Origin of the sequence: Nocardia jiangxiensis NBRC 101359 (genome assembly GCF_000308615.1) — a bacterium.
GTDB lineage: Bacteria > Actinomycetota > Actinomycetes > Mycobacteriales > Mycobacteriaceae > Nocardia > Nocardia jiangxiensis.
Genome location: NZ_BAGB01000161.1, coordinates 44,821 through 68,928, shown reverse-complemented (window position 1 = coordinate 68,928; position 24,108 = coordinate 44,821). Strand labels below are relative to the sequence as shown.

Below are 24,108 nucleotides of genomic sequence, written 5' to 3'. Positions count from 1 at the left end.
GGGTGTCCAGTGCAGTCGAGATATCAGACAGGACTTGGGAATTGAGCGCGTTGAGCGCCTTGGGCCGGTTCAGCGTGATCACCGCGACGCGGCCGGTGCGTTCCAGCAGAATGGTCTCGAAGTCGCTCATGCGGGTTCCTGTTCGGATCGGGTACGGATGTCGGTGATGATGGCCGAGAAGTCCCGGTGTGCCGCCTGCTCGGCGAAACGCTGGTAGATCTCGGTGGCGAGTAGCCCGAGTTGTGCGTCGACGCCGTTGGTGCGCAGGGCGTTCGAGGCGAGCCCGAGGTCCTTGTTCATCAGGCCGGTGGCGAAGCCGGGCTGATAGTCGTTGTTGGCAGGGCTGGTCGGAACCGGGCCTGGCACAGGGCAATTGGTGGTCAGCGCCCAGCATTGGCCGGAGGCGGTGGAGACCACGTCGAAGAACTTGTCGTGGCTCAGGCCCAGCTTCTCGCCCAGCACGATCGCTTCGGACAGGCCGATCATGGAGATGCCGAGCATCATGTTGTTACAGATCTTGGCGGCCTGGCCGACGCCGGTGCCGCCGCAGTGCACGACCTTGCCGCCCATGGCCTCGAGCGGGGGCAGCGCCGCGGCGAAGTCGGTGTCGGAGCCGCCGACCATGAAGGTGAGGGTTCCGGCCGTGGCGCCGCCTACGCCGCCGGACACCGGTGCGTCGAGTGCGCGGTGCCCCGCCGCGACGGCGAGTTCCGCGGCTTGGACGGCGTCGGCGACGTCGATGGTGGAGCAGTCCACGAACAGCGTGCCGGGCGCGGCCGCGGGCAGTGCTTCGCGGTAGACGTCCAGCACGATGCGCCCGCTGGGCAGCATGGTGAAGACGATCTCGGCCTTCTCGACCGCGAGCGCGGCGGTGTCGACGACGGTGGCGCCGTCGGTGCGGGCCTGCTCCTGTGCGGCGGGCACCGGGTCGAAGGCGACGACCTGGTAGCCGGCTCGGACCAGATTCGCGGCCATCGGGCCGCCCATGTGGCCCAGGCCCAGGAATGCGACGGTGGTACTCATCGATGTCCTTCCGGGGCAACGAGATTCAGCTCGTCGTCGCCCAGTGATGTGAAGTAGTTGTCGACCTGCTCGGTGGTCACCGCGGCGAGTGTCTGCGGGTTCCACTGCGGGTTGCGGTCCTTGTCGACGACCTGAGCGCGGATGCCCTCCACGAGGTCGTGGGTGCCCAGGGCGGCCACCGAAGCGCGGTACTCCTGGTTCAGCACCTGCTCGAGCGTGTCCAGTTCCCGGGCTCGGCGCAGCGAGGCCAGCGTGACCTTCAGTGCGACAGGCGATTTCGACAGTATGCCGAGGGCGGCCTGACGCGCGTCGGGGCGGGAGTGCCCCTGCAATCGGTCGACGATCTGCTCGACCGTGTCCGCGCGGTAGCAGGCATCGATCCAGTCGCTGTGCTCGACCAGCTGTGATGCCGGTGCGGGCTCGGCGAATTTCGCGATGGCGATGTCCGGCTCGGCCGAACCCAGCGCTTGCAGCAGTTCCGGAATCTGTTGCGAGGGAACGAAGTAGTCGGCGAATCCGGCTGCGATGGCATCGCCCGCGAACATCCGTGCTGTCGTCAGCGCCACATGGGTACCGATCTCGCCCGGAGAGCGCGACAGTAGATAGGTGCCGCCCACGTCCGGGACGAATCCGATGCCGGTCTCGGGCATGCCGACCTTGGAGCGTTCGGTCACGATGCGGTGGCTGCCGTGCCCGGACAGGCCGACTCCGCCGCCCATCACGATGCCGTCCATCACCACGATGTACGGCTTCGGATACCGCGCGATATAGGCGTTGAGGATGTACTCGTGGCGCCAGAACCGGCCCGATGGCGAGCTTGCTCCGCCCACACTGTCTTTGGCGTCGTGGTAGATGGCCACGATGTCGCCGCCGGCGCACAGGCCACGATCGCCGGCGCCGGTCATGACGACCGCGCGCACGTTGTCGTCCTCGGCCCACTCGCGCAGCGCTGCCAGAATGGTCAGTGCCATGGAGTGATTCAGGGCGTTGATGGCCTTGGGCCGGTTGAGCGTGATCAGGCCCAGCCCGTCACGTTTGTCCAGAAGAACCGCGGTTTCGCTGCTCATGCTGCTCCTGTCACTGCGCGGGCGATGACCACGCGCATGATCTCGTTGGTGCCCTCGAGGATCTGGTGCACCCGCAGATCGCGGACGATCTTCTCGATCCCGTACTCGGCCAGATAGCCGTAGCCGCCGTGCAACTGCAGAGCCTGGTTGGCTACCTCGAACGCGGCGTCGGTGGTGAAACGCTTGGCCATGGCACACAGTTCGACCTTGTCGGGCACATCCCGATCCAGTCCCTGCGCGGCTCGCCACAGCAGGGTGCGTGCGGCCTCCAGTGATGTGCGCATGTCCGCCAGTTGGAACCGCAGGGCCGTATTGTCGATCAGCGTTGCGCCGAAAGCCTTGCGCTCGCCGAGGTAGGCCACGGTCCGGTCCAGGGCGGACTGGGCTCCGCCCAGCGAACAGGCGGCGATATTGAGCCGCCCGCCATTGAGCCCGTTCATGGCGATGCGGAATCCGTTGCCTTCCGGCCCCAGCCGATGGGTAGCGGGCACGCGGACGTCGTCGAGGATGACCTGCCGGGTGGGCTGGGCGTTCCAGCCCATCTTGCGTTCGTTGGCGCCGAACAACAGCCCCGGAGTATCCGACGGGACGATGAACGCGGAAATCCCGCCCGCCCCTTCGGATCCGGTGCGCGCCATGATCACATAGACGTCCGAGCTGCCCGCACCGGAGATGAATTGTTTGACGCCGGTGAGCAGATAGTCCTCGCCGTCCCGTACGGCCCGGGTGCTCAGGGCCGCAGCGTCCGATCCGACGCCGGGCTCGGTGAGCGCATAACTGGCCAGCAGATCCATCGATGTCAGGCCCGGCAGCCACTGATTGCGTTGTGTGTCGTCGGCGTACGTGTCGATCATCCACGTCGCCATGTTGTGAATGGAGATGTAGGCGGCGACAGTTGGGCACCCGGTGGCGAGTTGCTCGAAGATCCGCACCGCGTCCAGTCGCCGCAGGGCCGAGCCACCCACGTCCTCCTGCGTGTAGATGCCGCCGAGGCCGAGCGAACCGGCCTTGTGCAGTACATCGACTGGGAAGTACTTGTTCTCATCCCAGTCCAACGCGTTGGGGGCCAGCAGTTCGTCGGCAAAGGAGCGGGCGGTCTCGGTGAGTGCCCTCTCGTCCTCGTCCAGTACGAACATGGGTCAGTCCATGGTCGGGATGACGAAGGCGCTGGCAGCCGAGCCTGACACGGACTCCTTGCGTCCCGAGGGCCAGCGCTGGGTGACAGTCTTGGTCTTGGTGTAGAACCGGATGGAGTCGGGGCCGTGCTGGTTCAGATCACCGAACCCGGACCGCTTCCAGCCGCCGAAGGTGTGGTACGCGATCGGGACCGGAATCGGCACGTTGATGCCCACCATGCCGACCTGCACACGGGCGGCGAAGTCGCGGGCGGTGTCACCGTCGCGGGTGAAGATCGCGACGCCGTTGCCGTACTCGTGCTCGTTGGGCAGCCGCAGCGCCTCCTCGTAGTCCGCGGCGCGCACGATCGCCAGCACCGGGCCGAAGATCTCCTCGGTGTAGATCCGCATCTGCGGGGTCACATTGTCGAACAATGTTGCGCCGGAGAAGAATCCGTCCTCGCCTCCGGGCACGACCAGCCCGCGGCCGTCGACGACGAGCTCCGCGCCCTCGTCCATGCCGATCTGCACGTAGTTGTTCACGCGGTCCAGACCGTCGCGCCCGACCAGCGGCCCGAAGTCCGCGCCCGGATCGTCCGAGAGGCCGACGTTGAGCTTCTCGATGCGCTCGATGAGCTTGGCGCGCAATCGATCCGCGGTCTCGGTGCCGACGGGCACCGCGACCGAGATGGCCATGCAGCGCTCGCCCGCCGAACCGTAGCCCGCGCCGATCAGCTGGTCGGCGACATCGTCGAGGTCGGCGTCGGGCATCACGATCGCGTGGTTCTTGGCCCCACCGAAGCACTGCGCGCGCTTCCCGTTCGCGGTCGCGGTCTCGTAGATGTACTGCGCGATCGGGGTGGACCCGACGAAACCGACGGCCTGGATCCGTGGGTCGTGCAGCAGCGCGTCCACGGCCTCCTTGTCGCCGTTGACGACATTGAACACGCCCGTGGGAAGCCCGGCCTCCAGGAACAACTCGGCCAGCCGCAGCGGCACCGACGGGTCACGCTCGGAGGGCTTGAGTACGAAGGCATTTCCGCAGGCCAGAGCGGGACCGGCTTTCCACAGCGGGATCATGGCCGGGAAGTTGAACGGCGTGATCCCCGCGACCACACCCAGCGGCTGGCGCATGGAGTACACGTCGATGCCGGTACCGGCGCTCTCGGTGTACTCACCCTTGAGCAGATGCGGTATGCCGGTGGCGAATTCGATCACGTCGAGCCCGCGCTGGATGTCGCCCTTGGCGTCGGCGAGGGTCTTGCCGTGCTCGCTGGACAGCAGCGCCGCCAGCGAATCCATCTCGTCCTGCACCAGAGCCACGAACTTCATCAGCACCCGCGCACGCTTCTGCGGGTTCATCGCCGCCCACGTCCGCTGCCCCTCGACCGCGTCGGCCACAACCCCCTCGACCTCGGCCTTCGTCGCGAGTGGCACTCGCGCCTGCACCTGCCCGGTGCTCGGGTTGTAGACGTCACCGAAACGTCCCGATGTCCCGGCTACATGCTTGCCGCCGACGAAGTGCGTGAGTTCGCGAACCATGTCGATCCTGTCTGTCGAAACCAAAATACATGGACATCCTATAATTGGATATACGACTATTGGAAGTCAAACGGTTAGCTCGGTGGTGGTTGCACGCGTTTCCGCAGCTCTGGGCAATACAGTCACATCGACCAGGTGATCGCCGTATCACCGTGCGCGGGGGTTGCGGCACGGTCACAGTCGACGGTGTATCTGTCAGGGGGTTGTGTACCGCGGCCACCAGATTGGTGTCGGTGGTCGATCCCGCGCGGCATCGGTAGGTGATTGCGGTCGTCGTTGATGGCGCCGCCCGGGGGGCTCCTTGACGAAGTCCTGACCGGTGTCGGGCGGTCGGCTCATCAGACGGGTGCGGTCGAGGACGTTGTGAATGCCGTTGCAATGCAGAGGTATTTGTGTGCTACGGGTCCGTCGGGGGATGACCGCTCCATCGTCGGTGCGTGAGGATCAGCGCGAAGCGGCGGTTGGCGCACGCGCGTGCGAGCGGCGAGACATGTACTCGCAGATCATCGGTCTGGTACAGCCCCGCGGTACCCCCTATTGTCACCCTCGTCGCTAGGGGGGTGGTATCCGGTGAATCCACCGTGATTATGCTGGCGCCGAATGTTCCTCCACCGCGGTGCTCGGCAACAACCCGCGCAGCCGGTGGAACCCATTTCGGAATGCCTGACGAAAACCCTGATCGAAGGCCCTTTGCGCGCGGTCGAGGTCCGAATTGTCCAACACCGCAACGAACGTGGTAACGCAAGGGGACCGTGCGCGGATATCCGGCTGCTCCCTCACGTCGGACCGGATTGCACCGGTCCGAATCCGTGCGGGGGTGTCGCATGTCGGTTCACATTTCTTGCGGAACTCATCGAGAGTCGAAAGAGAGGTCGTTCATGGCAGCACAGCATCGCAGGCGGTCGACCAAGCGGTCCGGGCGTGGCGGATCACTACTGGTCGCGGCAGCGGTTCTGTCGTCGGGGGCGCTGTTCGAGGCCGCCCCCGCGATGGCAGACGCGAGCAAATCCCCCACGGCGACGAGTCGTAACGATACGAACGGGAAGCGAGCCGTCCCGGACGGCGCTCTCACGCCGGTGGACCCGTCCCGTCTGCATCTGCCGACGGCCCTCGCGCCGCCGGTCGCACCGATCCAGGCGCCGGATGGAACCCTGCGCATCGGTTCCGCCCAGATCGGACGGCCGGACTGGGTGGACCCCAAGCTCGCCGAGGGGATCAACGACTCCTTCGCCCAGCAGGAGGCCACGCTGGCTCAGGGATTCGACTCGGTCGGATTCGATCCGGCCCGGTCGGACCGGATGGCCGGCGACGCCATGGTCGGTTCGCTCGCCGGGAACATCACGGCAGGTGTCCTCACCAGCCCGCTGACCTCCACCAGCGCGGCGGTCGGCGCCGTCGCCGGTTTCATTTCCGGAATTCCTTTCCTCCCAGCGGGTTTGGTGGTCATGCCGGTGGTCGGTGCGCTCATCGGCGCCGCGGTGATCGCGGTCCCCGCGGCGGTGGTCGGTTCCGGTATCGGCGCGGGGGCGGGCGCTCTCGAAGGAGCGCTCGCGCCCGCGACGGTGCCCGCGCCCGCGGTCCAGCACGCACCGCCGGTGAACCAGCCGGCGCGCAGCGCATAGCCGTCATCGATGGTCGGTCGGTGTTTCCGGTCGGCCATCGATGTCCGCCGACGTCCCCGGGAGTTGCCGCTGACTTCCGGCGACGCACGGACACATATTGACATCACCTGATTCAAGATGAATCATACGATTCATCTTAAGTGCGCAGGGCCGCCACGCCGTGGTGGCCGCGCGGTCGGGTGAGAGGGTGCGTCATGTTCAGCGAGGAACAGTTCCAGCAGGCGCTGCGGCAGCCGCGGTTGTCCAAACCGGTGCCGGAGTTCCTGAATTCCAATCGCGCGGTGCCGATTCGGGCGATTCCGGAGGCGGAGCTGCAGGTCGGCACTTTGCAGTGGTTCGACGAGTTCGAACGCAAGCTGGAGCTGTACGGCAAGCTCGGGGTGGACCTGAGCTGGGTGATGGAGTGGGCCAAGAAGTACTGGTGGAGCTTCCTGGTTCGGGATATGAGCCTGAACGACGAGTTGTACACCGCTGATATCCGATATACCGATGTGACCACGTTCGGACGCACGATCGTCGGGATCGACGAGTTCGTGAAGTACAACTTCGCGTTCTTCGACGCGATCCCGGACTGGCGGTACGACCCGCTACCTGGTCAGGTGTACCTGGACGTCACGCCGGAAGGCCGGGTGCGCACCGTGATTCGCTATATCGGCAGTGGCCATTGGACCGGTCCGCTGCGGTTGCATCCGTACGACGAGACCGCGCCGGTGATCTACGGCAACGGGCGTTTCATCCAGTGCCCGGCCGTGGACCGGTACCACTTCAACGCCGACGGGCTGATGGAGGAGGGCGAGACCCTCTACGACTTCCTGGACGCGACCCAACGGGGCGGTGTGCTGCCGCGGGATGACAGCTGGCAGTTCCGTGCCTTGATGGCCGCATCGAAGGTGCCCGCGTTGTTGTCCCGGTTCGGGGCAAGGGCGTAGTGGGTGGTCCTGACGGGGGAAGCGCGAGGCCGCTGATCGGGTTCGGTGTGTTCGCGATCGTCGCGGCTCTGGTGACCGTCACGATGTGGAATACGCTCGCGCGCAACATATCCGGCGGTGTGAGCACCTATTCCGCGACCTTCACCGATGTCCTCGGGCTGCGGGACGGGGACGACGCGCGGATCGCGGGTGTGCGGGTCGGGAAGGTCACCGGGATCGGGCTGGATTCGCGTCATCACGCGGTGGTGCGGTTCGTGGTCCAGTGCGGGCAGATGATCTTCGGCGACACGAAAGCGCTTGTGCGATATCAGAATCTGATCGGACAACGCTACATCGCGTTGCAGCCCGGGACGAAGGGCAACCCCGCCCCGCTCACTGACGGTGGCTCGCTCCCCATCGACCAGACCGAGCCCTCCTTCGATATCTCCGGTCAGCGCAACGGTTTTCAGCCGCTGTTCCAGACATTGGACACCAAGCAGGTCAACGAGTTGTCCAACCCGTTGGTTCAGGCATTGCAGGGCGCCGGGGCATCGTTGAGCACCTTCATCGTGCAAGCGACCGGGCTGGCCGGGGACTGGCAGCGTCGTGACGCGATCCTCTCGGACGTGATCACCCAATTATCCGGGGTGATGCAGAGTCTGGCCGCGCGAGGAGCGGAGTTCGAGACGTTGATCGCACAGACCCGTGCCCTGGTCGGCGGTCTCTACCGGCAGGGGCAGGCTCTCACGGTCAGCACCACCAGCATCGCGACCGCGACTTCCTCGCTGACCGATATGTTCTCTCACGCACAACCGAAATTCGTTGCGGCGCAGAATGCTACGACCGGTGCATTGAACATGCTGCTGGGCGCCGGGCCTGAACTGGACCGTGCCGCGGTCGATCTGCCGAACATCTTCACCGATGTCGGCCATTTCACCGGCAGCGGCGCATACGGCGACGGTTTCGTCTGCAGTCTGGACATCTCCTTAGTACGGCGTCCTGTTGCCCCGGGGCCTGCTCTCACAGATCGGCGGCAACTCCCACTCCGCGGTCTGCCGCTGAACTTCGGCGAACCGGGACTGCGGACGGCAGGTCAGAGTGGAAACTTGGTGCCGGTCAGCTCCTCGGACAGATTCCACAGTGCGGCAGCGGTTTTCGTGTCGTGTGCGGCCTTGCTGCGCCCCACGGGACGAGACGGTCCGCGGCTGCTGAATCGAGGACCGATGAACGTATCGCCCGGCAGGTCCTGTGATGCTGCGTACAGGGTCTGCTGGGCGCCGAACTCCGCCGACGTCGCGAACAGGCGGTTGGCGAGGGCGGAGGCGCGATCGCCCACCGGGTTGCCGGTTCGGCCCTGCAGATTGGTGGCCGAGTAGCCGGGGTGTGCGGCGACCGCGATGAGCGTCGAGTTCGCCTGCGTCAGCCGTCGCTGCAATTCGCTGGTGAACAGCAGGTTGGCCAGTTTGGATTGGCCGTAGGCGCGCCAGGGCGAGTAGCGCCGCGACTTCCAGTTCAGATCATCGAGGTCGATCCGGCCCAGCCGGTGCAGGTCCGAGGACACTGTCACCACCCTGCCGGTGAGCTTGGGGAGCAGGAGGTTGGTGAGGGCGAAATGTCCCAGATGATTGACCCCGATCTGGCTTTCGAAGCCATCGGCGGTCTGCGCGAACGGCACGGCCATGATGCCGGCGTTGTTGATCAGTACGTCGACGTGTTCGATGCCGTCGGCGAACTCTCGCACCGACGACAGTGCCGCCAGATCGAGTCGACGAACCTCCACCGCGCCGGTCATCCGGGCGGCAGCGGCCGTTCCTTTGTCCGTATCGCGTACCGCCACAATCACTTTTGCGCCGACGCGAGCGAGTTCTCGCGCGGTCACCTCGCCCAGGCCGCTGTTGGCCCCGGTGACAATGACGGTGCGTCCTTCGAAGGAGGGTAGGTCTCGGGCATTCCATTCGGTCATGACTCTCGCCTTTCGAGTGCTGCGGTAGTCGGGTGCGTGGGCCGTGTCGGTGAGATCAACCGTATGGAAGCCTATGCCGTCGTGCTCGGTGCACGCCCGGCGCACCGGGCCTCCGCCGCCGAAGAGTTCGCCGAGGCCGGTGCAGACGCCGGCGAACAATCTCTTCGGTCGTCTCGATTGATCGCGGATTTTGCATCGTGTGCAGCGTTGCGTGACGAGACGCGGGTGAACTCGTTATCGGAGCTGTGCGATCTCGGCGAAGTGGGCGGCTTCGTCCTCGGGGGGAGATGCCGGCGGAGTTCTCGGAACTTGAAGCTCGAGCAGGCTCGGAAGCCGCAAATACTGCTCGTAGGTGTTGGTTTCCGTGAGATTCCTTCGGCCCGTTGGCGGTCGGCCCGTTGGCGGTGTCGGGACGCTGGGGCGCCTCGCGGCGAGTTCGCCTGGGGCTCGACGACGTTCCGGGCTGCTGCCGAATCCCGACATCGGCATTGCGGCTCGGATGTGTGCTCCGGGTCGAGAATTTCGGCGTCGCGCCCGGGTCGGCTAGCCGAATTGTGCTGATCCCCAAGACATTTCACGCGGCACGCGGCGACTCCCTCGGTCGGCGGGACCTCCTGGGACTCTCATCGGGACCGATCTGACATATTCGCAAAATCGTCGGGCTTCGTGACCACGGTGAATCGTTCGGTCGGTCAGCCCGGGAGAAGTTCGAGTACCTGTCTGGTGGTGCGGATGGCGTGCGCGTAGGTGGGGCCGTTGAGCTCGTGGGCGGCGTGCATCAGCTCGGGGGTGAAGGCGGCGGTGCCGTCGCGGACCAGCGTGACGTGATAGCCGAGTTCCATCGCGTAGCGCGCGGTCGACTCGATGCACGTGTTGGCCAGCAGCCCGACGATGATCACGTGGGTGATGCCGTGCTGGCGCAGCTGCTGATCCAGATCGGTGTTGGCGAATCCGCTCTGGGCCCAATGCTCTTTGGCGACGATGTCGCCGGATTGCGGTGCGAAATCGGGGTGCCATTCACCACCCCACTCGCCGCGGGCGAAGGAATGCCGGTCCATGATGGCGCGCTGGGTCGGATTGGGGTAGGCCCAATCCGCGTAGTCGCCTGGCTCCCAGCGGCGGTGGGGTGCGATGAAGACGCGAATTCCGTTGGCGCGCACTGCGGTAGTGATCGCACGCAGGTTGTCCAGCAGGCCGTTGTCCGCTGCGACGGCCTTGACCAGCGGCCAGATCTTGCCGCCCTCGGAGAGGAAATCGTTGTAGGGGTCGACGAACAGCAGCGCGGTACTGGCGGTGGTGTAGCCCGAATGGATGACTTCGTGCTCGGCCATGACGATTCCTTTCAGATCAGCGTGACGGTGGTGCCGAATGCACAAGGGGGTTACGCGAGCGGGTGGCCGGATGCGGCGAGAAGATCGCGGGACAGGGTCCACAAGCGGGCCGCTTTGTCGGGGTCGAGGGCGTGCTGCGCGACTCCTCGGCGGGTGCCGGGGGTGAACGGCACTGCGGGCTGGTTGTCCTCGAAGTAGGTGCCGGTGACGCCGTCCACCAACGGCGATGTCGCGAGCAGGACCGAGGTGGATGCGCCTTGCTCGATGGTCTTCTCGGTCACGCCGGTGGCGCCGGACGGGTCGAAGGACTGTGGGGGAGTGTCCATGTGGCGGCTCAGGCCGGTGGACCAGATGCGGCCCGGATTGAGCGCGTTGACGGCGATTTCGGGCCAGCGTTTCGCCGCTTCGACCGCGAACAGCACATTGGCCGTCTTCGACTGGCTGTACGCCGCCCACGGATCGTAGGGGGTGCGTTCGAAATGGGGATCGTCGAACAGCACTTCGCCGTTCACGTGGCCGACCGAACTCACCACGACGATCCGTGCGCCGGGCGCGAAGACGCCCTTGTCGTGCAGCCCGTGCGCGAGCTGGAAGTGCCCCAGGTGGTTGGTCGCGAATTGCAGTTCCCACCCTTGGCTGTTCCTGGCCCCGGGTGTCGCCATAACACCGGCATTGGCCACCAGAATGTCCAGCGGCCCATGCCAATTCGCGACGAAGGTGGCCACCGAAGCCGGTTCGCTCAGGTCCAGTGGCCGCACCGACGGACGCCGCGCGGCGCCGTCGGCGGCGATCCGAGTCGCCACCTCCTGCCCTGCGTCGGTATCGCGGACGGCGAGCGTCACCGCCGCACCGGCCCGAGCCAGGACGCGGGCGGTCTCGGCGCCGATGCCCGACGACGCGCCGGTGACGATCGCGCTCTTGCCGGTGAGGTCGACGCCGGCGAGTACCTCGGCAGCGGTGCTCTCCGGTCCGAACGGGATCTGGCTGGTCATATCGTTCTCCTCGGAGGCTTCAGGTGCGGCTGTGATGGCGCCGATGAGTTGCGTCGGCGCCAGTGCTGCTCATGTTCAACCTGTTGGGGCGGGTGACCAATCCGGTCCACGATGACCGTTTTCCTCAGTTTTGATAGCAATCGCCTATAGGCATGTGGTCAATGCAATTGGATCATGCCTCCGTCGGCCATCACCGTCTGCCCGGTGATGTATCGGGCCTCCTCGGACGCCAGGAATGCGACGACCGGTGCGATATCGGTTTCCGGGTTACCGATCCGCCGCAGCGGCACCTTGGCCACGGCTTGGGCGGCTTGCTCGGGATGCTGTGCCTGCCAAGCGCTTACACCTTCGGTGGCGGCGAACGGGCACACCACGTTCACCCGGATGCCGTCGGGCGCCCACTCGTTCGCCGCGACTCGGCTGACGCCGCGAATCGCCTCTTTCGCCGCCGCGTAGGAGGTCTGCCGCGGCATTCCCTCGAGGCCGGATCCGGAGGCGAAGTTGACGACCGACCCCTTCGACGCCCGCAACTGCTCGTAGCAGGCCTGCATGAGGTGAACGGTCGGATAGAAGCCGGTGTTGAACGAGAGATCGAACATCTCGCTGGTGGTCTCGACGAATGCGGCCTGACGTGACGCGTGCGCGTTGTTGACCAGGATGTCGATCGAGCCGAACGCGGAGAGCGCGGCATCGCGGATCACGGCTGCCGAGGTCTGCTCGGAGATGTCGATGCGCAGGAACCGAGCGTGCGACCCGAGTTCCTGCTCGAGCGATTCACCGCGTTCCCGGTCGATGTCGACGAACAGGACATCGGCTCCCTGCTGGACGAACACGGTGGTGATCGCGCGGCCGATGCCACCGGCTCCACCCGTGACGATCGCTGTCTTGCCCTGCAGTTTCATGACACTCCTGTGGTCGACGGCGTCGGCTGGCCGACCGGCTCATGCTCACCACCGAACAGTGGGTTCCGGTGTTGCTGTCCCGATGATCGGGACCACGATGTGGCTGTGGGTGGCGCCCGGGGCGGCGGTTGCCTCTCGGGGCAGGTCCCGGCGAGTGGGACCGACGACCTGCGATCGCGTCGGAGGGCTAGGGTCCCTGCCGTGTGTCAGGTCCGCGAGGCGAGTGGCCGGATCTGTATGGGCCGCACGGTGGCCCGAGTTCGGCGAAGTCCACTGGGATAGGTGCGGATATGGGAAAGCTCGACGGCAAGGTGGCCATCATCACCGGTGCGGGTCAGGGCGTGGGTCAGGGTGTGGCTCTGGCGTTGGCGAAGGAAGGTGCGGCGATCGCGGTGACCGGCCGTACCGAGTCCAAACTGCACGACACCTGCGCGATGCTGACCGAAGTGGGGGCGCGCAGCGAGCCGATCGGCTGCGACGTCAGCCGGCGCGAGGATCTCGCGGCCGCCGTCGATCGCGTGGTGGCGACGTTCGGCGGGATCGATATCGTCGTCAACAATGCGAACGACTGCAGGCCCGGCCCCCTGCTGTCGCTCCTCGACGAGGAATACCAGCGGTCCATCGACGCCGGGCCGATGGCGACGCTGCGCATGATGCAGCTGTGCTATCCGCATCTGAAGGCGCGCGGTGGAGGGGTGATCGTCAACATGGTGTCCTCGGCCGCGGTGCGCTGGGATGCGAGCAATTACGGCGCCTACAGCTCGATCAAGGAGGCGATGCGTTCGCTGACGCGGGCGGCCGCGTGTGAATGGGGCCGCGACGGGATCCGTGCCCTCGCGGTGGCGCCGCATGCCGGCACGCCTGCCCTGGAACGCTGGGCGCAGCGCAATCCGCAGGAGGCGGCAGAATTCGTCGCCGGTATTCCGCTCGGCCGGGTGGGGGATCCCGAAACGGATATCGGCCGGGCTGTCGCATTTCTGGCCAGTGACGACGCGGGCTATCTCAGCGGTGCGACGATTCCTCTCGACGGCGGACAGTCGCGCTGGGGATGAACGCAGGAGACTCGATGAATCAACACCCGAAAGTCACTCGTACGGTGGACAATTCGCCCGACGGGACGGTACTGACCTCGGCGCCTCGGGACGTGCCCGTCGATCGCGCGACCGCTGCGGCGCGGCGAGTGGTCGACGCCCTGCTGCGCACCGACCGCGCGAATGCGAATCTCGATCGGGTGGCCGAGGAGCTCGAGAGCATCGCGGACCATCTCGATCAGCATGCTCCGGAGGTTGCCGAACGGCTGGTCGACATGTGGCACGGTGAGGGGGTCACTCGTCACGACCCGGTCACCGGTCCGGAAAACGCGATCGCACTGCCTCTTGTCCTCGCGGGCCGCGCGGACGGATCGGTCGAAGGTGTTGTCACCGTGACCATCCCGTATCAGGGACCGCCGGGCCATGTGCACGGGGGAGTGGCTGCGCTGCTGCTCGATCACACGCTCGGTGTCGCGAACGCGTGGGCCGGACGTACCGGCGCCACAGCGCAATTGAATGTGCGCTACCACCGTCCGACGCCATTGTTCGTGCCGCTCACCGTGACCGGCCGGTTGGTGTGGCAGGACGGTCGCAAGGTCGGCTCGGTCGGCGAGATCCGCACGGCCGACGGCACGCTGTGCGTCTCGGTGGAGGCGTTGTTCATCGACAGGACCGTTCCTCGACCGCGCTAGCGCCACAAGGCATCACACGATCGCGGGACCGAATATGGAGGTGCCATGGGCAAGTTGGACGGCCGGGCGGCGATCGTCACCGGCGCGGGAATGGGGGTCGGTCGCGGGATCGCCGGCGCACTGGCTCGCGAGGGCGCGGATGTGCTGGTCGCGGAGATCGATGAGAGGGCAGGTGCGGACACCGCACGGTGGTTGCGCGAAACCTGGGGTGTGCGTGCGAGGTTCGTGCACACCGACGTGACGCGGCAGTCGCAGGTCGAGGCGATGGTGGACACCGCCGTGGCCGAGTACGGGCGGCTGGACATCCTGGTGAACAATGCCTGGCGCGGGCAGGGGTACGCCCGGCTGGAGAAGACGTCGCCGGAGAACATGTCCGCCGGGTTCGACATGGCGGTGCTGGCCGCGTTCTGGGCCATGCAGCGCGCCTACCCGGCACTGGTGGCGCACGGCACCGGACGGGTCGTCAACCTGGCCAGCCTCAACGGCGTCAACGCGCACATGTATTCGGTGGCCTACAACGCGGCCAAGGAGGCGTTGCGTGCGCTGACCCGCACGGCGGCTCGCGAGTGGGCGTCGAAACAGGTGTGCTGCAACGTGATCTGTCCCGGCGCGCAGAGCGCGGCCTACCAGCGGGTGGTCGAGGCCAACCCGCAGATGGCGGCGACGATGGCCGCGGCGAACCCGATGGGCCGCATCGGCGACCCGCTCGAGGACATCGGCCCGGCCGTCGCGTTCCTGGCCGGGGACGATGCGCGGTACGTCACGGGCAACACGCTGTTCGTCGACGGTGGTGCGCATATCAACGGCGTGCAGTGGGCGCCGGAGGTCGACTGAACGCCCGGTTCGACCGCGGTGGCCCTGCCACACATCGCCGAGGTCAGTCGCGGGGCAGTCGGCGTTGCGCGTGCTCGCTCAGGTCACCGGTGTGGTCGACGCAGAACAGTCGCTGCGTGAACCGCCATTGTCCGCCGAGGAGCGCGAACTTGTCGAAGTAGCGGCCGGTGAGGATGGGCTGTAGCGGCAGCTCCCCAGCCGCCTGCAACACCGTGACGTAGGAGCATGCGGACGCCTCGATATTGTTGTCCGCCACCTGGATTCGCACATTCGTGGTGACGTGTTCGGTTCGAGGCGAGGGTGGGTCGCCGTGCATCTTGACGAACGCCCGGTTCGCCCGGAGCACGGCGTCCGCGTCTCGCACGGTCGCGACGCCGATCGCGACGCCTGCCCCGTCGCACTGCCCGTAGACCGCGTCGGAGAACAGTTCCGACACCTCCTCGAGCGCGCCGCGGTCGATCAGGTGGGAGTAGGCGTAGATCAGATCTCGAATCGCTTCGGTGGCGGCGAGCCGCGCGACGGTGTGCGCGATATCCGTCGGCCCGTCGATCGGGCGGGAGTCTCCGTGTTCAGCGGTGGTCATTCGATGATCGGCCTTTCTCGTGTGCGTCTGTGCGACAAGATCTCACGAACAGTTCCGGTGAGGCGGGAGGTTACCGATGATCGGGACCGACCGGCCAGCACCGGACACCGTGCGGTAGGGAGGCGGGTAGCGGCGCGCCATGGACTCGCTTCGCAAGCCGCATCCGCACGGCCAGACCGTACGGATGCGGTGCTGGTGACTGCTACGCGACGGCTATCGCCTCGCCCGAACCATCCACCGCGCCTGCGGATTCGGTGGCGGCGGACACGCGCAGCTGCCGAATCGTGCGCGGAATCGCGAGGGCGATGATCGCGCCGACCAGCGCGGTCCCGGCTCCGATCAGGAAGCCGTAGCGAATTCCGGCGTCGGTGTAGAAGACGTTGCCTCGCAACACTATTCCGATGTGGGAGTTCAGGAAAGGCTATGACGTGTCCAGTCGCGGGCGGATCCGGACCAGTGCCCTGGAGGCATGCGACGAGGCGAGTTGACTCGGCGCCTGCACCGGGATCGTGTCGGGGGTGAGAAGCTGCCCGATTCTGTGTTGATGCGTACCGCGAATACGGTTCTGGAAAGCGACTATTCGGTATCGGAGTATTAACGTTCACGTAGCCTGTTGATCTTGGTTCGTGGAATACTCGGCTGTATGCCAGCGATGTCCGCGTTTTCCGCGGTCGACCAGGAACAGCGTATCGTGATGGTGGAACTCGAAATCCTTCGCCAGCACAGCATTTCACTAGCCGTCAACCGCCGCGATGGTCAGAGCCCGGTCGCTCTCGAGATCCTGACACGCATCGTGAAAACGTTACGGCCGGGCACATGGATCAGCGCGGAACATCGCATCGACGCAATCACCGATGTCCTGGCCGGAGCCATCGAGCAGTTACCGGACGAAACGCTTCCTGGCGCCGCCGAGAACTCCCTGATCACCTGGCGCAGTGCGGCGCGGATCTTGTTCCAGGCGCCGCCGCTGCCGTTCGAACTGTTCGTCGCGGTCAAGAAGACCGATTCTGGCGTATCTGCCCCGTTCTCTGCCAAAGCTGTCCGCTACGTCCAACACGCGGCAGGACTGCCCAGCGGCGAGCAGCCGACCGGGGACCTCACCGGTTTGCTTCACCGCGAACTCGCGCGGATTCTGTTGCAGGAGGAGGGGAAGGCGATGATTACCTCACCCGGCGGGCCGGGGTCCTCAGGGGCACTCTGACGCACGCTGGCCTCGCCCGGCGACCCGCTCCGCTCGACGCCCTCTTCGAAGCTGCGCGGGACCACGTCGCCCCCCTCGGCAGTGCCGGTGGCCGTCAGTGATCCATTGGTTACCGAGTAGCGCTGTCTGGCTCGGAGTCGGTCAGCGCAGCAACATCATCGGCGTTGCTGTTGTGCAGCAGGGGGCCGGTCGTTTGGGCGGCGTGTGCTGAGGATGTGATCTCGGCGGGGCCGTGGCCCATGCCCAGTATTCGAAGTATCGGCGCGGTCGATGCGGTCGTGACCAGGGCCATGACCACCAGCAGTGAATACAGCTGGGGTCCGATCAGGCCGGTGGTCAGGCCGACGGACAGAATGACCAGCTCGGTCAATCCGCGGGTGTTGAGCAGCGCCGCGACCGCCGCGGCTGGTCGCACGTTCATACCGGTCAGGCGACCGGCGAGATAGACGCTGCCGATTTTGCCCAGTACAGCGACAGCGATGATGACCGCGAGTTCGCCGATCGCGGTCGAGTCGATCGAGCTGAGGTCGACGGCCAGGCCCGCGACGACGAAGAATCCGGGCAGCAGGACCGCGCTGAGGACCCGGACGCCGGATTCCACCGCCTGGCGACGTTCGCGGGGAAATATGACGCCGAAGGCGAACGCGCCGAAGATCAGGTGCAGTCCGATCCATTCGGTGATCGCGGCGACGGCCAGGGCGCCACCGACACCGAGCACGATCATCGTCTGGGCGGTGCCGATCTGGGAGATCCGCCCCAGCGCCGGCCGCAGGACCCACCACAGCAGCCCGACGAGCGGGATCAACAGAATCAGCCGCCATTGCGTGCCTCCCGGGTGCGCCAGCGCCAGCACCACCGCCAGCACAGCCCAGGCCATGATGTCGACCAGCGCCGCGCAGGCCAGGCTGAGCTGGCCGATCTCGGTGTGTACCAGGTTGCGGTCGTGCAGGATTCGCGCAAGGACCGGGAAAGCGGTGACGGCCAGTGCGCAGCCGATGTAGAGGGCGAAGTGCAGCCGGTTGCCGGTCTGGTAGCGCGCCAGGGCGGTGACCGCGATGCCGCTGCCCAACGCGAAGGGCACAATGTAGGCGGCCGCCGATATCGCGGGGATCGACCGGCGGGCGCCAGCAAATATGCCGCGGTCGAGTTCCAGGCCCGCGACGAACATGAACGTTGCCACGCCGATGTTGGCCAGCAGATTGAGTGAGGAGCGGGCGTCGTGCGGGAACAGCACTGCTGAGAGGTGATGGCCGATGATGGTGGGGCCGGCCAGGATTCCGGCCGCGATCTCTCCGATCACCGGTGGCTGACCGATCTTCTCGGCCAGCCATCCCAGGATGCGGGCCGCCACCATGATCAGGACCAGGTCCAGCAGGACCGTGACGGTGGGAATGTTCACTCTCGCGTCTCCTCGGATCCGAACGTATCGCGAAATTCGTTCGAGCGGATGGTCTTTCGGACTTCCTGGTCGGGTTCGTCCCGCAATTCGGGTTCCGGCAGCCACACCATGGCGTGTTCGGGCGGGACCACAGCCGGGTTGAATGCCTCCCGAATCCAGCACACCGGGCGATCGTCGAGTGACATCGCGTATGCCCGTGCGGCACAGGCACGCCCGTCCGGCCACGTCTTTGCGCCTGCCCACATGATCCGGCGGCGCTGGCTCAGCCCGCGGGCGATCAGTCCGCGGCCGATCGGAGTACCGAGATCGGCGATCCCGCTCGCTTGGGCCGGTTGCGCCACGGCCGCAACGTAGTTGATCGACACGGTCAGCTCGGCGGTGACCAGGTGCGAGCGCCGGATCAGGACGCGGTCGGCTGCGCGCAACTGAAGCACACCGACGATGAACGCGGGCAGCGCAGGGATCGCGACCTCGTCCTGATCCATCACCCGCACAGTCAGACGGCTTGCCACGAGGCGTTCGAGCGCCATGGTTGTCAGGCTCTCACTCGCCAGCAGGGCCCGGGTCGTGGGGTGGTGGAAGCGCTCGATCTGTGCAGCCGCACTCGTCCGGAACCCCGGCCCGCCGGGCGTCGGTTCGCCCAGCGGGCCGGGGGCGGAACGAGTGACCGTCACGGCCGACTCCATTTATCGGTACACACCGGGAGCCCTGGTGATTCGGCCGCTAGTGTGCGGCACCGGCGCCATGACGCGGCGGTAGGACCGGGCGAGACACCGCCTCGCGTTCAGCGTCGCTGCGCGGGCGCGTGGTCAGGCCGAACACCGGCTCGGTGGTGATCCGGAGCTCACCCATGTCGGTGTCCACCAGCGGGTCGCGCCAGTGGTCCCAGACCGGTGACATGTCCAGTCCGCCCATGTATTTGATGTTCACCCCGTCGGTGTCCGGGTCGGTGTGCAGGCGCTCGGCCTCGGAGGCGATCACCTCGGTTCCGGTCCGCTCCTGCGTGCCCGCGGTTTCGCCGACATCGGTCAGCCCGGCCATGATGCGCGTGAACGACTGCTCCGGCGAGTCACCTTGGTAGACCTCGGTGAGCTTGTGCGCGTGCGCGAAGTACTCCTCGGACCCGACGTAGTGCTCGTACATGCGCGAGACCAGCGACAGGAACCGCGTGTAGGCGCGGCGATAGGTGTACTCGTAGTAAGCCAGGGCGTCGGTCTCACTCATCTCGCCGCGCAGCGTGGTCGCGATCGCGGCCGCGGACACCAGCCCGGAATAGGTCGCCAGGTGCACTCCGGTGGACAGCAGCGGATCCAGGAAGCAGGCCGCGTCACCGACCAGGGCGTAGCCGGGACCGCAGAACCGGTCCGCGACATACGAATAGTCCTGCTCGGCCTTCACCTCGGCGACCTGCTCCGCGCCCTGGAGCATTGCGGTCATCGGTTTGCTGGCCGCGATCGTGTCCAGATAGTAGGACTGCCGCGAGTCGTGGCCGCGTAATTTCTCCGCGGCGAGCTTCGCGGACACCACGTATCCGACACTGTTGCGGCCGTCGGAGAGCGGGATGTTCCAGAACCAGCCACCCTCCTCGGTGGACGCGACGTTGATCGCGCCCTCGGGGCTATCGGGGTGTAGGTGCGCACCCTTCCAGTACGACCAGACCGCGACGTTGCGGAACGCCGGATGCTGACGACGCATACCGAAATGCTTGGCCAACAGGCCATCTCGGCCGGTGGCGTCGACGAGGAAGTCGAATTCGAGCGTGTGGACGGTGTCGTCGTCGGCCTTGACCCAATCCGCCGCGGTCGGGCGCTCACCGTCGAACACGATATTGGTGACCCTCGCTTGTTCTATGACCCGCGCGCCCTGATCGGAGGCGTTGCGCAGCAGCAGGTCGTCGAACTCGGCACGTTCGACCTGCCATGACCACGCCTCGGCGTCGACCAGCTTGTCCCAGTCCAGCAGCCAGGTGTCGTGCTGCCATTGGAAGTAGCCGCCCCGCTTGATCTGGAAGCCGTGCGCGGCGACCTTGTCGTAGGCACCGGATATCCGCAGGGTGGACAGGCACGAGGCCAGCAGCGACTCTCCGATGTGGTAGCGCGGGAACGTATCCCGCTCCAGGAGGGTCACCTGCACTCCGGACCGTGCGAGCAGCGCGGCAGCGGTCGAACCCGCCGGACCTCCGCCGACAACCAGAACGTGTGGATTTTCCTTGTTCCCCATAGCAACTCCCTGGAACGTGCGAACAAGATCGTGCGCCGCGTCATAGCGGCAGAATCGAGCCCGGGTCACATGTCGAACGACAGAATCCGCAACCTCCGTAGCCGCTAGTTAACTATATGACGGCGCACGGGTAACTAGCCTAACAGGTGATCTTGAAACCCTAAGGGAAACAGTGATTTACGATGCAATTGCAGATGCACCAACAGTAGCTGAAAAATAGCTGCTAGGGCATGGGGTATCTGCGACAGCGGCACGGGAACACGGTGTCACGACAATCGTTACCGCATCACGTTGTGGTGGTCCCGATTTCGGTGAACAGCCCAGGCGGAGAGGGCGAGAGACGGATCGGAAGAGGTTGCGATCACGATTGCTTCGTCATACATCACCCCGCTCTCCGGCCCGTCAATAATACGACGTTTGTCCGGTTTGCGTGCGGCACAGCTGGGGATTCGCAACACACGCGCCATGATCCGTGCTGGTCGGGCGGGTCCGAGCGGAGTGCTTGCGGTGGAACGTGATTGCCTTTGCATCACGCCGAGCAGGGCGTGGTGGCAGTTCGCCAGGAGTCCTGACAAGCCGCGCCGCGCCCCGACGGGGCAGACGCTACTCAGCGGTAGCCTCGATCGTCGGCTCGGCCATCTTCGTCACGGCCGGCTGCGCATCGGCAACATTGCAGCGGTCCAGACCGCACGCGGTCGCGACTCCGTAGACGGTACGGTCGGCCGACCAAGATCCCCGTCATCGTCGCGGGATGCGCCCCGGCACGACGTGCGAGCGCCGAGGGGGACAGCGGGCCATATCGGTTGATCAGATCCAGGCACGTCCAATCGACATCCTCGAGCTCAACCCGACCACCGAACCTCCGATTGAGTAGCGACAACCGAGTATTCAAGTCACGCAACGCTTCCCGCACGTCGACGGTGAACCTCCGCCGGCTCCCCGTCGAAGCACGACCTGCTACCGATGTCCTCGACATTGCTGGTCACCGCGATCGGCTGTTCGATCTCGCGTGCCTATCGAGCCATCAGGGCATCCACGAACTGCTTGTCGAGCCCGTGCGGGATCATGCCTTGGCGGCCATGTCGGAGGGAACGCCTGTCTTTCGTCAGAGCCGCTGTGCTTCCAATGCCCAGACGGGCATCAGCATCAGCCCGTCATCGGTGAATTCAGGGTGGAAGTTGTACTGTGCGAACTGATTCAACAACTGCATGGGCGGCTTGATGCCCTCCATATGGCCGGCTCGCAGACCAACGATCGACCAGTCCGGCGCTGTGAACGTGGTACGCAATTCGTCCTCCGAGATGGAATACAGCCCGAAGGTTTCGACGCCGGCGGCGAAGTTGGCGCTGAACTGGATCAACCGGCCGCCGGGTTCGAGCACCCGGGTCAGCGCGGCCACATGCGCGCGACGCTGCTCGGGATTCAGGCAGTGAATGAGCTGGCTGCTTACGACTGTGTCGAACTGGCCGTCGTATCCGTCGAGGACGGTTGCGTCGGCGACCTCGAACACGATCGACACCCCTTGCTCCGCCGCACGGCGGCTTGCCTGGTCGATCGCCGCGGCCGCGATGTCCAACCCGGTTACCCGGTACCCGAGACCGGCCAAGTAGATGGCGGTGTCGCCCGGTCCACAGCCGGCGTCGAGTACCTCACCGGTGATGCTGCCCGCCTTCTCGAACTCCACCAGCAGTGGCTGCGGCCTCCCGATGTCCCAGGGCACCCGGTCGAAGCTCAAGCCTTGGGCGACTGTCTCGCCGCGGTACATCAGGTCGAAGTCGACTCCGGCTGATTCGTTGTTCGATACTGCACTGCTGTCGGCCATCAGGCCCGGTCCTTTCTCACAAAGCGGTCGACCTTCGGCGACCGTGAACAATCGTTCGGATGGGCGAACGTTCACCTCGGACGTTGCGCCGCAGGAGCTATTTCAGTGCTGTCAACGGCCGAGCCGGTGAATGTCGCTCGGCCAGAGCCGCAATGATCTCGCGGCGCTGTCTGTCGGATCTTACTGAGTTGATATTATATGGTTTCCATATATTACCGAAATGCTGTGGTGGTCGCAACTGCGCTGGGTCGTGCGGCGGTAGGCTGATACGGTACGAAACGTGTCGTTTCGTAATAGTCATCCTGCGGATCCGGATACCGGCGCGCGTACCGGACGTCCTCGTGATCGAGTGCGCGAGGCCGAGATTCTCGCGTGCGTGCTGGAACTGCTCGGCGAGGTCGGTTTCGAGGCGTTGACGTTCGAAGCGGTCGCACGCCGTGCGCGGGCGTCGAAGGCGACGCTGTACCGGCGCTGGGAGACCAAGCGCGACATGGTCGTCGCCGCGATCAAGGCCGGTCCCGCGGCGGGCAACTCCGCCGACGCGGTGGATACCGGTTCCCTGCGTGGCGACCTGATCGCCCTATGTGAACGGCTCGACACCACCATGCGTTCGGCGGACGCGCCGATGAGCCTGATGCTGCTGCAAGCGGGCCTGGAAGACCCCGACCTGTGCCACCACATCGAAGAGACGACCGGGCCGACCGGGGCGAAGCTCCCGGCGACGGTGATCGCCGCGGCCATCGCCCGGGGCGAACTGCCGCCGGGCACACAACCGTTCCCCTACGAGGAGATCACCGGGTCGGTGCTGCTCGTGCGCAGGCTGAACGGGCTGCCCGCGGGGCCCGAATATCTGGCGCATCTGGTCGACGCCATCCTGATTCCCGCCCTACGCGCGAGCGTGCGTCCCGCCCCGCCGCTGCGGGCCATCTTCTCCTGACCGCATATTTCTCCACCCGACTCACGAAAGGTGTGCGCCATGACGGGCACCACGATCGACGGTTTCGAATACCGACAGCTTCCCGGAACAGGCGGTATCCGCCTGAACGTCGCCGTCGGCGGGCAGGGCCATCCGGTCGTCCTCCTGCACGGCTTCCCGCAGACGCATCTCATGTGGCGGCACGTCGCCCGCGCGCTCGCCGAGCGGTACCTGGTCGTCGTGCCCGATCTGCGCGGCTACGGAGACAGCGACAAACCCGAGGAAACCTCCGCGGACACCTATTCGAAGCGGACCATGGCGCACGACATCGTCGCCGTCGTCCGCGAGATCGGATATGAACGCCTCAGCCTCGTCGGTCACGACCGGGGAGCTCTGGTCGGAGTCCGGGCGGCGCTGGATCACCCGGGCACGATCACCCACCTGGGGATCCTGGACGTCCTGCCGACCATGGACACCTGGGATGTGCTGCACGGCGTCGATGCCGCGGTCGCCTGGCATCTGTACTTGATGGCACAACCGAAAGGTTTGCCCGAGCGGATGATCGACGCGGTCGCCGAAGACTTCTTCAGCTCGTTCCTCGATGCCTGGGACCCGAGCGGAACCACCTTCCCGCCCCACGTGCGGCGCCACTACATCGACAGTTCCGCACGCGCTGTGCCGTCCATCGTCGCGGATTACCGGGCCACGGCCGGTATCGACCTCGAGATGGACCGAGCCGACCGGGCCTCGGGCGCCCGGCTGGCCATGCCCGTGGGTGTGCTCTCCCAGGACTGGGGTTCGCGGCTCGGATTCGACGCGTCCGCCCTGTGGCGCCGATGGGCCCCGGCCGCCAGGTATCGACCGATCGATGCCGGTCATTTCATGGCAGAGGAAAAGCCCGCCGACGTCACCGCTTTCATCGAGGAATTGATCCAGCGAACGTAG

At 65.9% G+C, this 24,108-nt stretch carries 22 protein-coding genes and 2 pseudogenes; 9 read left to right on the top strand and 15 right to left on the bottom strand.

The genetic code is table 11. The features are described from left to right. From ON40_RS55140 to ON40_RS38395, 5 genes and pseudogenes are all read right to left on the bottom strand, one after another. Positions 1-130: pseudogene (locus ON40_RS55140) on the bottom strand (enoyl-CoA hydratase); the annotation flags it as partial. Beyond that, positions 127-1,023, bottom strand: a complete 897-nt coding sequence (gene mmsB, locus ON40_RS38410; protein ID WP_040830322.1) for a 3-hydroxyisobutyrate dehydrogenase — start codon at positions 1,021-1,023, stop codon at positions 127-129. The gene mmsB and the pseudogene ON40_RS55140, both read right to left, overlap by 4 nt. Further along, on the bottom strand, positions 1,020-2,090 hold the full coding sequence (locus ON40_RS38405; RefSeq protein WP_040830321.1) for an enoyl-CoA hydratase/isomerase family protein: 1,071 nt from the start codon (positions 2,088-2,090) through the stop codon (positions 1,020-1,022). Before ON40_RS38405 ends, mmsB begins: the two co-directional genes overlap by 4 nt. After that, positions 2,087-3,226, bottom strand: coding sequence for an acyl-CoA dehydrogenase family protein (locus tag ON40_RS38400; RefSeq protein WP_040830320.1), 1,140 nt, complete (start codon positions 3,224-3,226; stop codon positions 2,087-2,089). The genes ON40_RS38405 and ON40_RS38400 overlap by 4 nt, the downstream gene beginning before the upstream one ends. A gap of 3 nt (positions 3,227-3,229) precedes the next feature. Continuing rightward, a complete protein-coding gene (locus ON40_RS38395) occupies positions 3,230-4,747 on the bottom strand; it encodes a CoA-acylating methylmalonate-semialdehyde dehydrogenase (RefSeq protein WP_040830319.1) in 1,518 nt (505 codons plus the stop codon). A gap of 878 nt (positions 4,748-5,625) precedes the next feature. Between ON40_RS38395 and ON40_RS48805 the strand changes: the two genes are divergently transcribed. The 3 genes and pseudogenes from ON40_RS48805 to ON40_RS50715 form a co-directional block, all read left to right on the top strand. Further along, positions 5,626-6,369: a hypothetical protein gene (locus ON40_RS48805; RefSeq protein WP_051194219.1), complete on the top strand. Its 744-nt coding sequence runs from the start codon at positions 5,626-5,628 to the stop codon at positions 6,367-6,369. Between the two features lie 194 nt (positions 6,370-6,563). Continuing rightward, the gene (locus tag ON40_RS38385; protein ID WP_040830318.1) at positions 6,564-7,298 is read left to right on the top strand and encodes a nuclear transport factor 2 family protein; all 735 of its coding nucleotides are present in this window, start codon (positions 6,564-6,566) and stop codon (positions 7,296-7,298) included. An 83-nt stretch (positions 7,299-7,381) separates the two neighbouring features. Then, a pseudogene (locus ON40_RS50715) lies at positions 7,382-8,161 on the top strand (MCE family protein); the annotation flags it as partial. Between the two features lie 209 nt (positions 8,162-8,370). Here ON40_RS50715 and ON40_RS38375 read toward each other — a convergent pair. From ON40_RS38375 to ON40_RS38360, 4 genes are all read right to left on the bottom strand, one after another. Next, a complete protein-coding gene (locus tag ON40_RS38375) occupies positions 8,371-9,240 on the bottom strand; it encodes an oxidoreductase (protein WP_040830338.1) in 870 nt (289 codons plus the stop codon). Positions 9,241-9,932: 692 nt separating this feature from the next. Then, positions 9,933-10,571 (bottom strand): cysteine hydrolase family protein, encoded by a 639-nt coding sequence (locus ON40_RS38370; protein ID WP_051194218.1) that lies wholly within the window; start codon positions 10,569-10,571, stop codon positions 9,933-9,935. Between the two features lie 50 nt (positions 10,572-10,621). Beyond that, positions 10,622-11,563 (bottom strand): SDR family NAD(P)-dependent oxidoreductase, encoded by a 942-nt coding sequence (locus ON40_RS38365; RefSeq protein ID WP_040830316.1) that lies wholly within the window; start codon positions 11,561-11,563, stop codon positions 10,622-10,624. A gap of 158 nt (positions 11,564-11,721) precedes the next feature. Then, on the bottom strand, positions 11,722-12,465 hold the full coding sequence (locus ON40_RS38360; RefSeq protein ID WP_040830315.1) for an SDR family NAD(P)-dependent oxidoreductase: 744 nt from the start codon (positions 12,463-12,465) through the stop codon (positions 11,722-11,724). 290 nt (positions 12,466-12,755) lie between these two features. Between ON40_RS38360 and ON40_RS38355 the strand changes: the two genes are divergently transcribed. From ON40_RS38355 to ON40_RS38345, 3 genes are read left to right on the top strand one after another with little or no spacing between them, the layout of a single operon-like run. Then, positions 12,756-13,517 carry an SDR family NAD(P)-dependent oxidoreductase gene (locus ON40_RS38355; protein WP_040830314.1) on the top strand — a complete coding sequence of 254 codons (762 nt, stop codon included), beginning with the start codon at positions 12,756-12,758 and terminating at the stop codon, positions 13,515-13,517. A 14-nt stretch (positions 13,518-13,531) separates the two neighbouring features. Then, the gene (locus ON40_RS38350; RefSeq protein ID WP_040830335.1) at positions 13,532-14,188 is read left to right on the top strand and encodes a PaaI family thioesterase; all 657 of its coding nucleotides are present in this window, start codon (positions 13,532-13,534) and stop codon (positions 14,186-14,188) included. Positions 14,189-14,233: 45 nt separating this feature from the next. Further along, positions 14,234-15,022 (top strand): SDR family NAD(P)-dependent oxidoreductase, encoded by a 789-nt coding sequence (locus ON40_RS38345; RefSeq protein WP_040830313.1) that lies wholly within the window; start codon positions 14,234-14,236, stop codon positions 15,020-15,022. A gap of 43 nt (positions 15,023-15,065) precedes the next feature. On the opposite strand, the gene ON40_RS38340 is transcribed toward ON40_RS38345, so the two are convergent. Next, positions 15,066-15,605 carry a nuclear transport factor 2 family protein gene (locus ON40_RS38340; RefSeq protein ID WP_051194217.1) on the bottom strand — a complete coding sequence of 180 codons (540 nt, stop codon included), beginning with the start codon at positions 15,603-15,605 and terminating at the stop codon, positions 15,066-15,068. Positions 15,606-15,807: 202 nt separating this feature from the next. Further along, positions 15,808-15,996: a hypothetical protein gene (locus tag ON40_RS38335; protein WP_157186706.1), complete on the bottom strand. Its 189-nt coding sequence runs from the start codon at positions 15,994-15,996 to the stop codon at positions 15,808-15,810. A 252-nt stretch (positions 15,997-16,248) separates the two neighbouring features. Between ON40_RS38335 and ON40_RS38330 the strand changes: the two genes are divergently transcribed. Further along, complete coding sequence (locus ON40_RS38330) at positions 16,249-16,806, top strand: hypothetical protein (RefSeq protein WP_169541979.1); 558 nt, start codon at positions 16,249-16,251, stop codon at positions 16,804-16,806. Between the two features lie 109 nt (positions 16,807-16,915). Here the strand turns inward: ON40_RS38330 and ON40_RS38325 are convergent, their stop codons facing one another. From ON40_RS38325 to ON40_RS48800, 4 genes are all read right to left on the bottom strand, one after another. Continuing rightward, a complete protein-coding gene (locus ON40_RS38325) occupies positions 16,916-18,205 on the bottom strand; it encodes a cation:proton antiporter (protein WP_051194216.1) in 1,290 nt (429 codons plus the stop codon). Further along, on the bottom strand, positions 18,202-18,879 hold the full coding sequence (locus ON40_RS38320; protein ID WP_157186705.1) for a hypothetical protein: 678 nt from the start codon (positions 18,877-18,879) through the stop codon (positions 18,202-18,204). Before ON40_RS38320 ends, ON40_RS38325 begins: the two co-directional genes overlap by 4 nt. 49 nt (positions 18,880-18,928) lie before the next feature. After that, entirely contained in the window at positions 18,929-20,425 is a 1,497-nt protein-coding gene (qhpG, locus tag ON40_RS38315) for a flavin-dependent monooxygenase QhpG (protein ID WP_040830305.1), read from the bottom strand. Between the two features lie 1,105 nt (positions 20,426-21,530). Beyond that, positions 21,531-22,298 (bottom strand): class I SAM-dependent methyltransferase, encoded by a 768-nt coding sequence (locus ON40_RS48800; RefSeq protein ID WP_245568178.1) that lies wholly within the window; start codon positions 22,296-22,298, stop codon positions 21,531-21,533. 229 nt (positions 22,299-22,527) lie between these two features. On the opposite strand from ON40_RS48800, the gene ON40_RS38305 reads away from it, so the two are divergent. Beyond that, positions 22,528-23,184, top strand: a complete 657-nt coding sequence (locus ON40_RS38305; RefSeq protein ID WP_051194214.1) for a TetR/AcrR family transcriptional regulator — start codon at positions 22,528-22,530, stop codon at positions 23,182-23,184. Positions 23,185-23,223: 39 nt separating this feature from the next. Next, complete coding sequence (locus ON40_RS38300; protein ID WP_040830303.1) at positions 23,224-24,108, top strand: alpha/beta fold hydrolase; 885 nt, start codon at positions 23,224-23,226, stop codon at positions 24,106-24,108.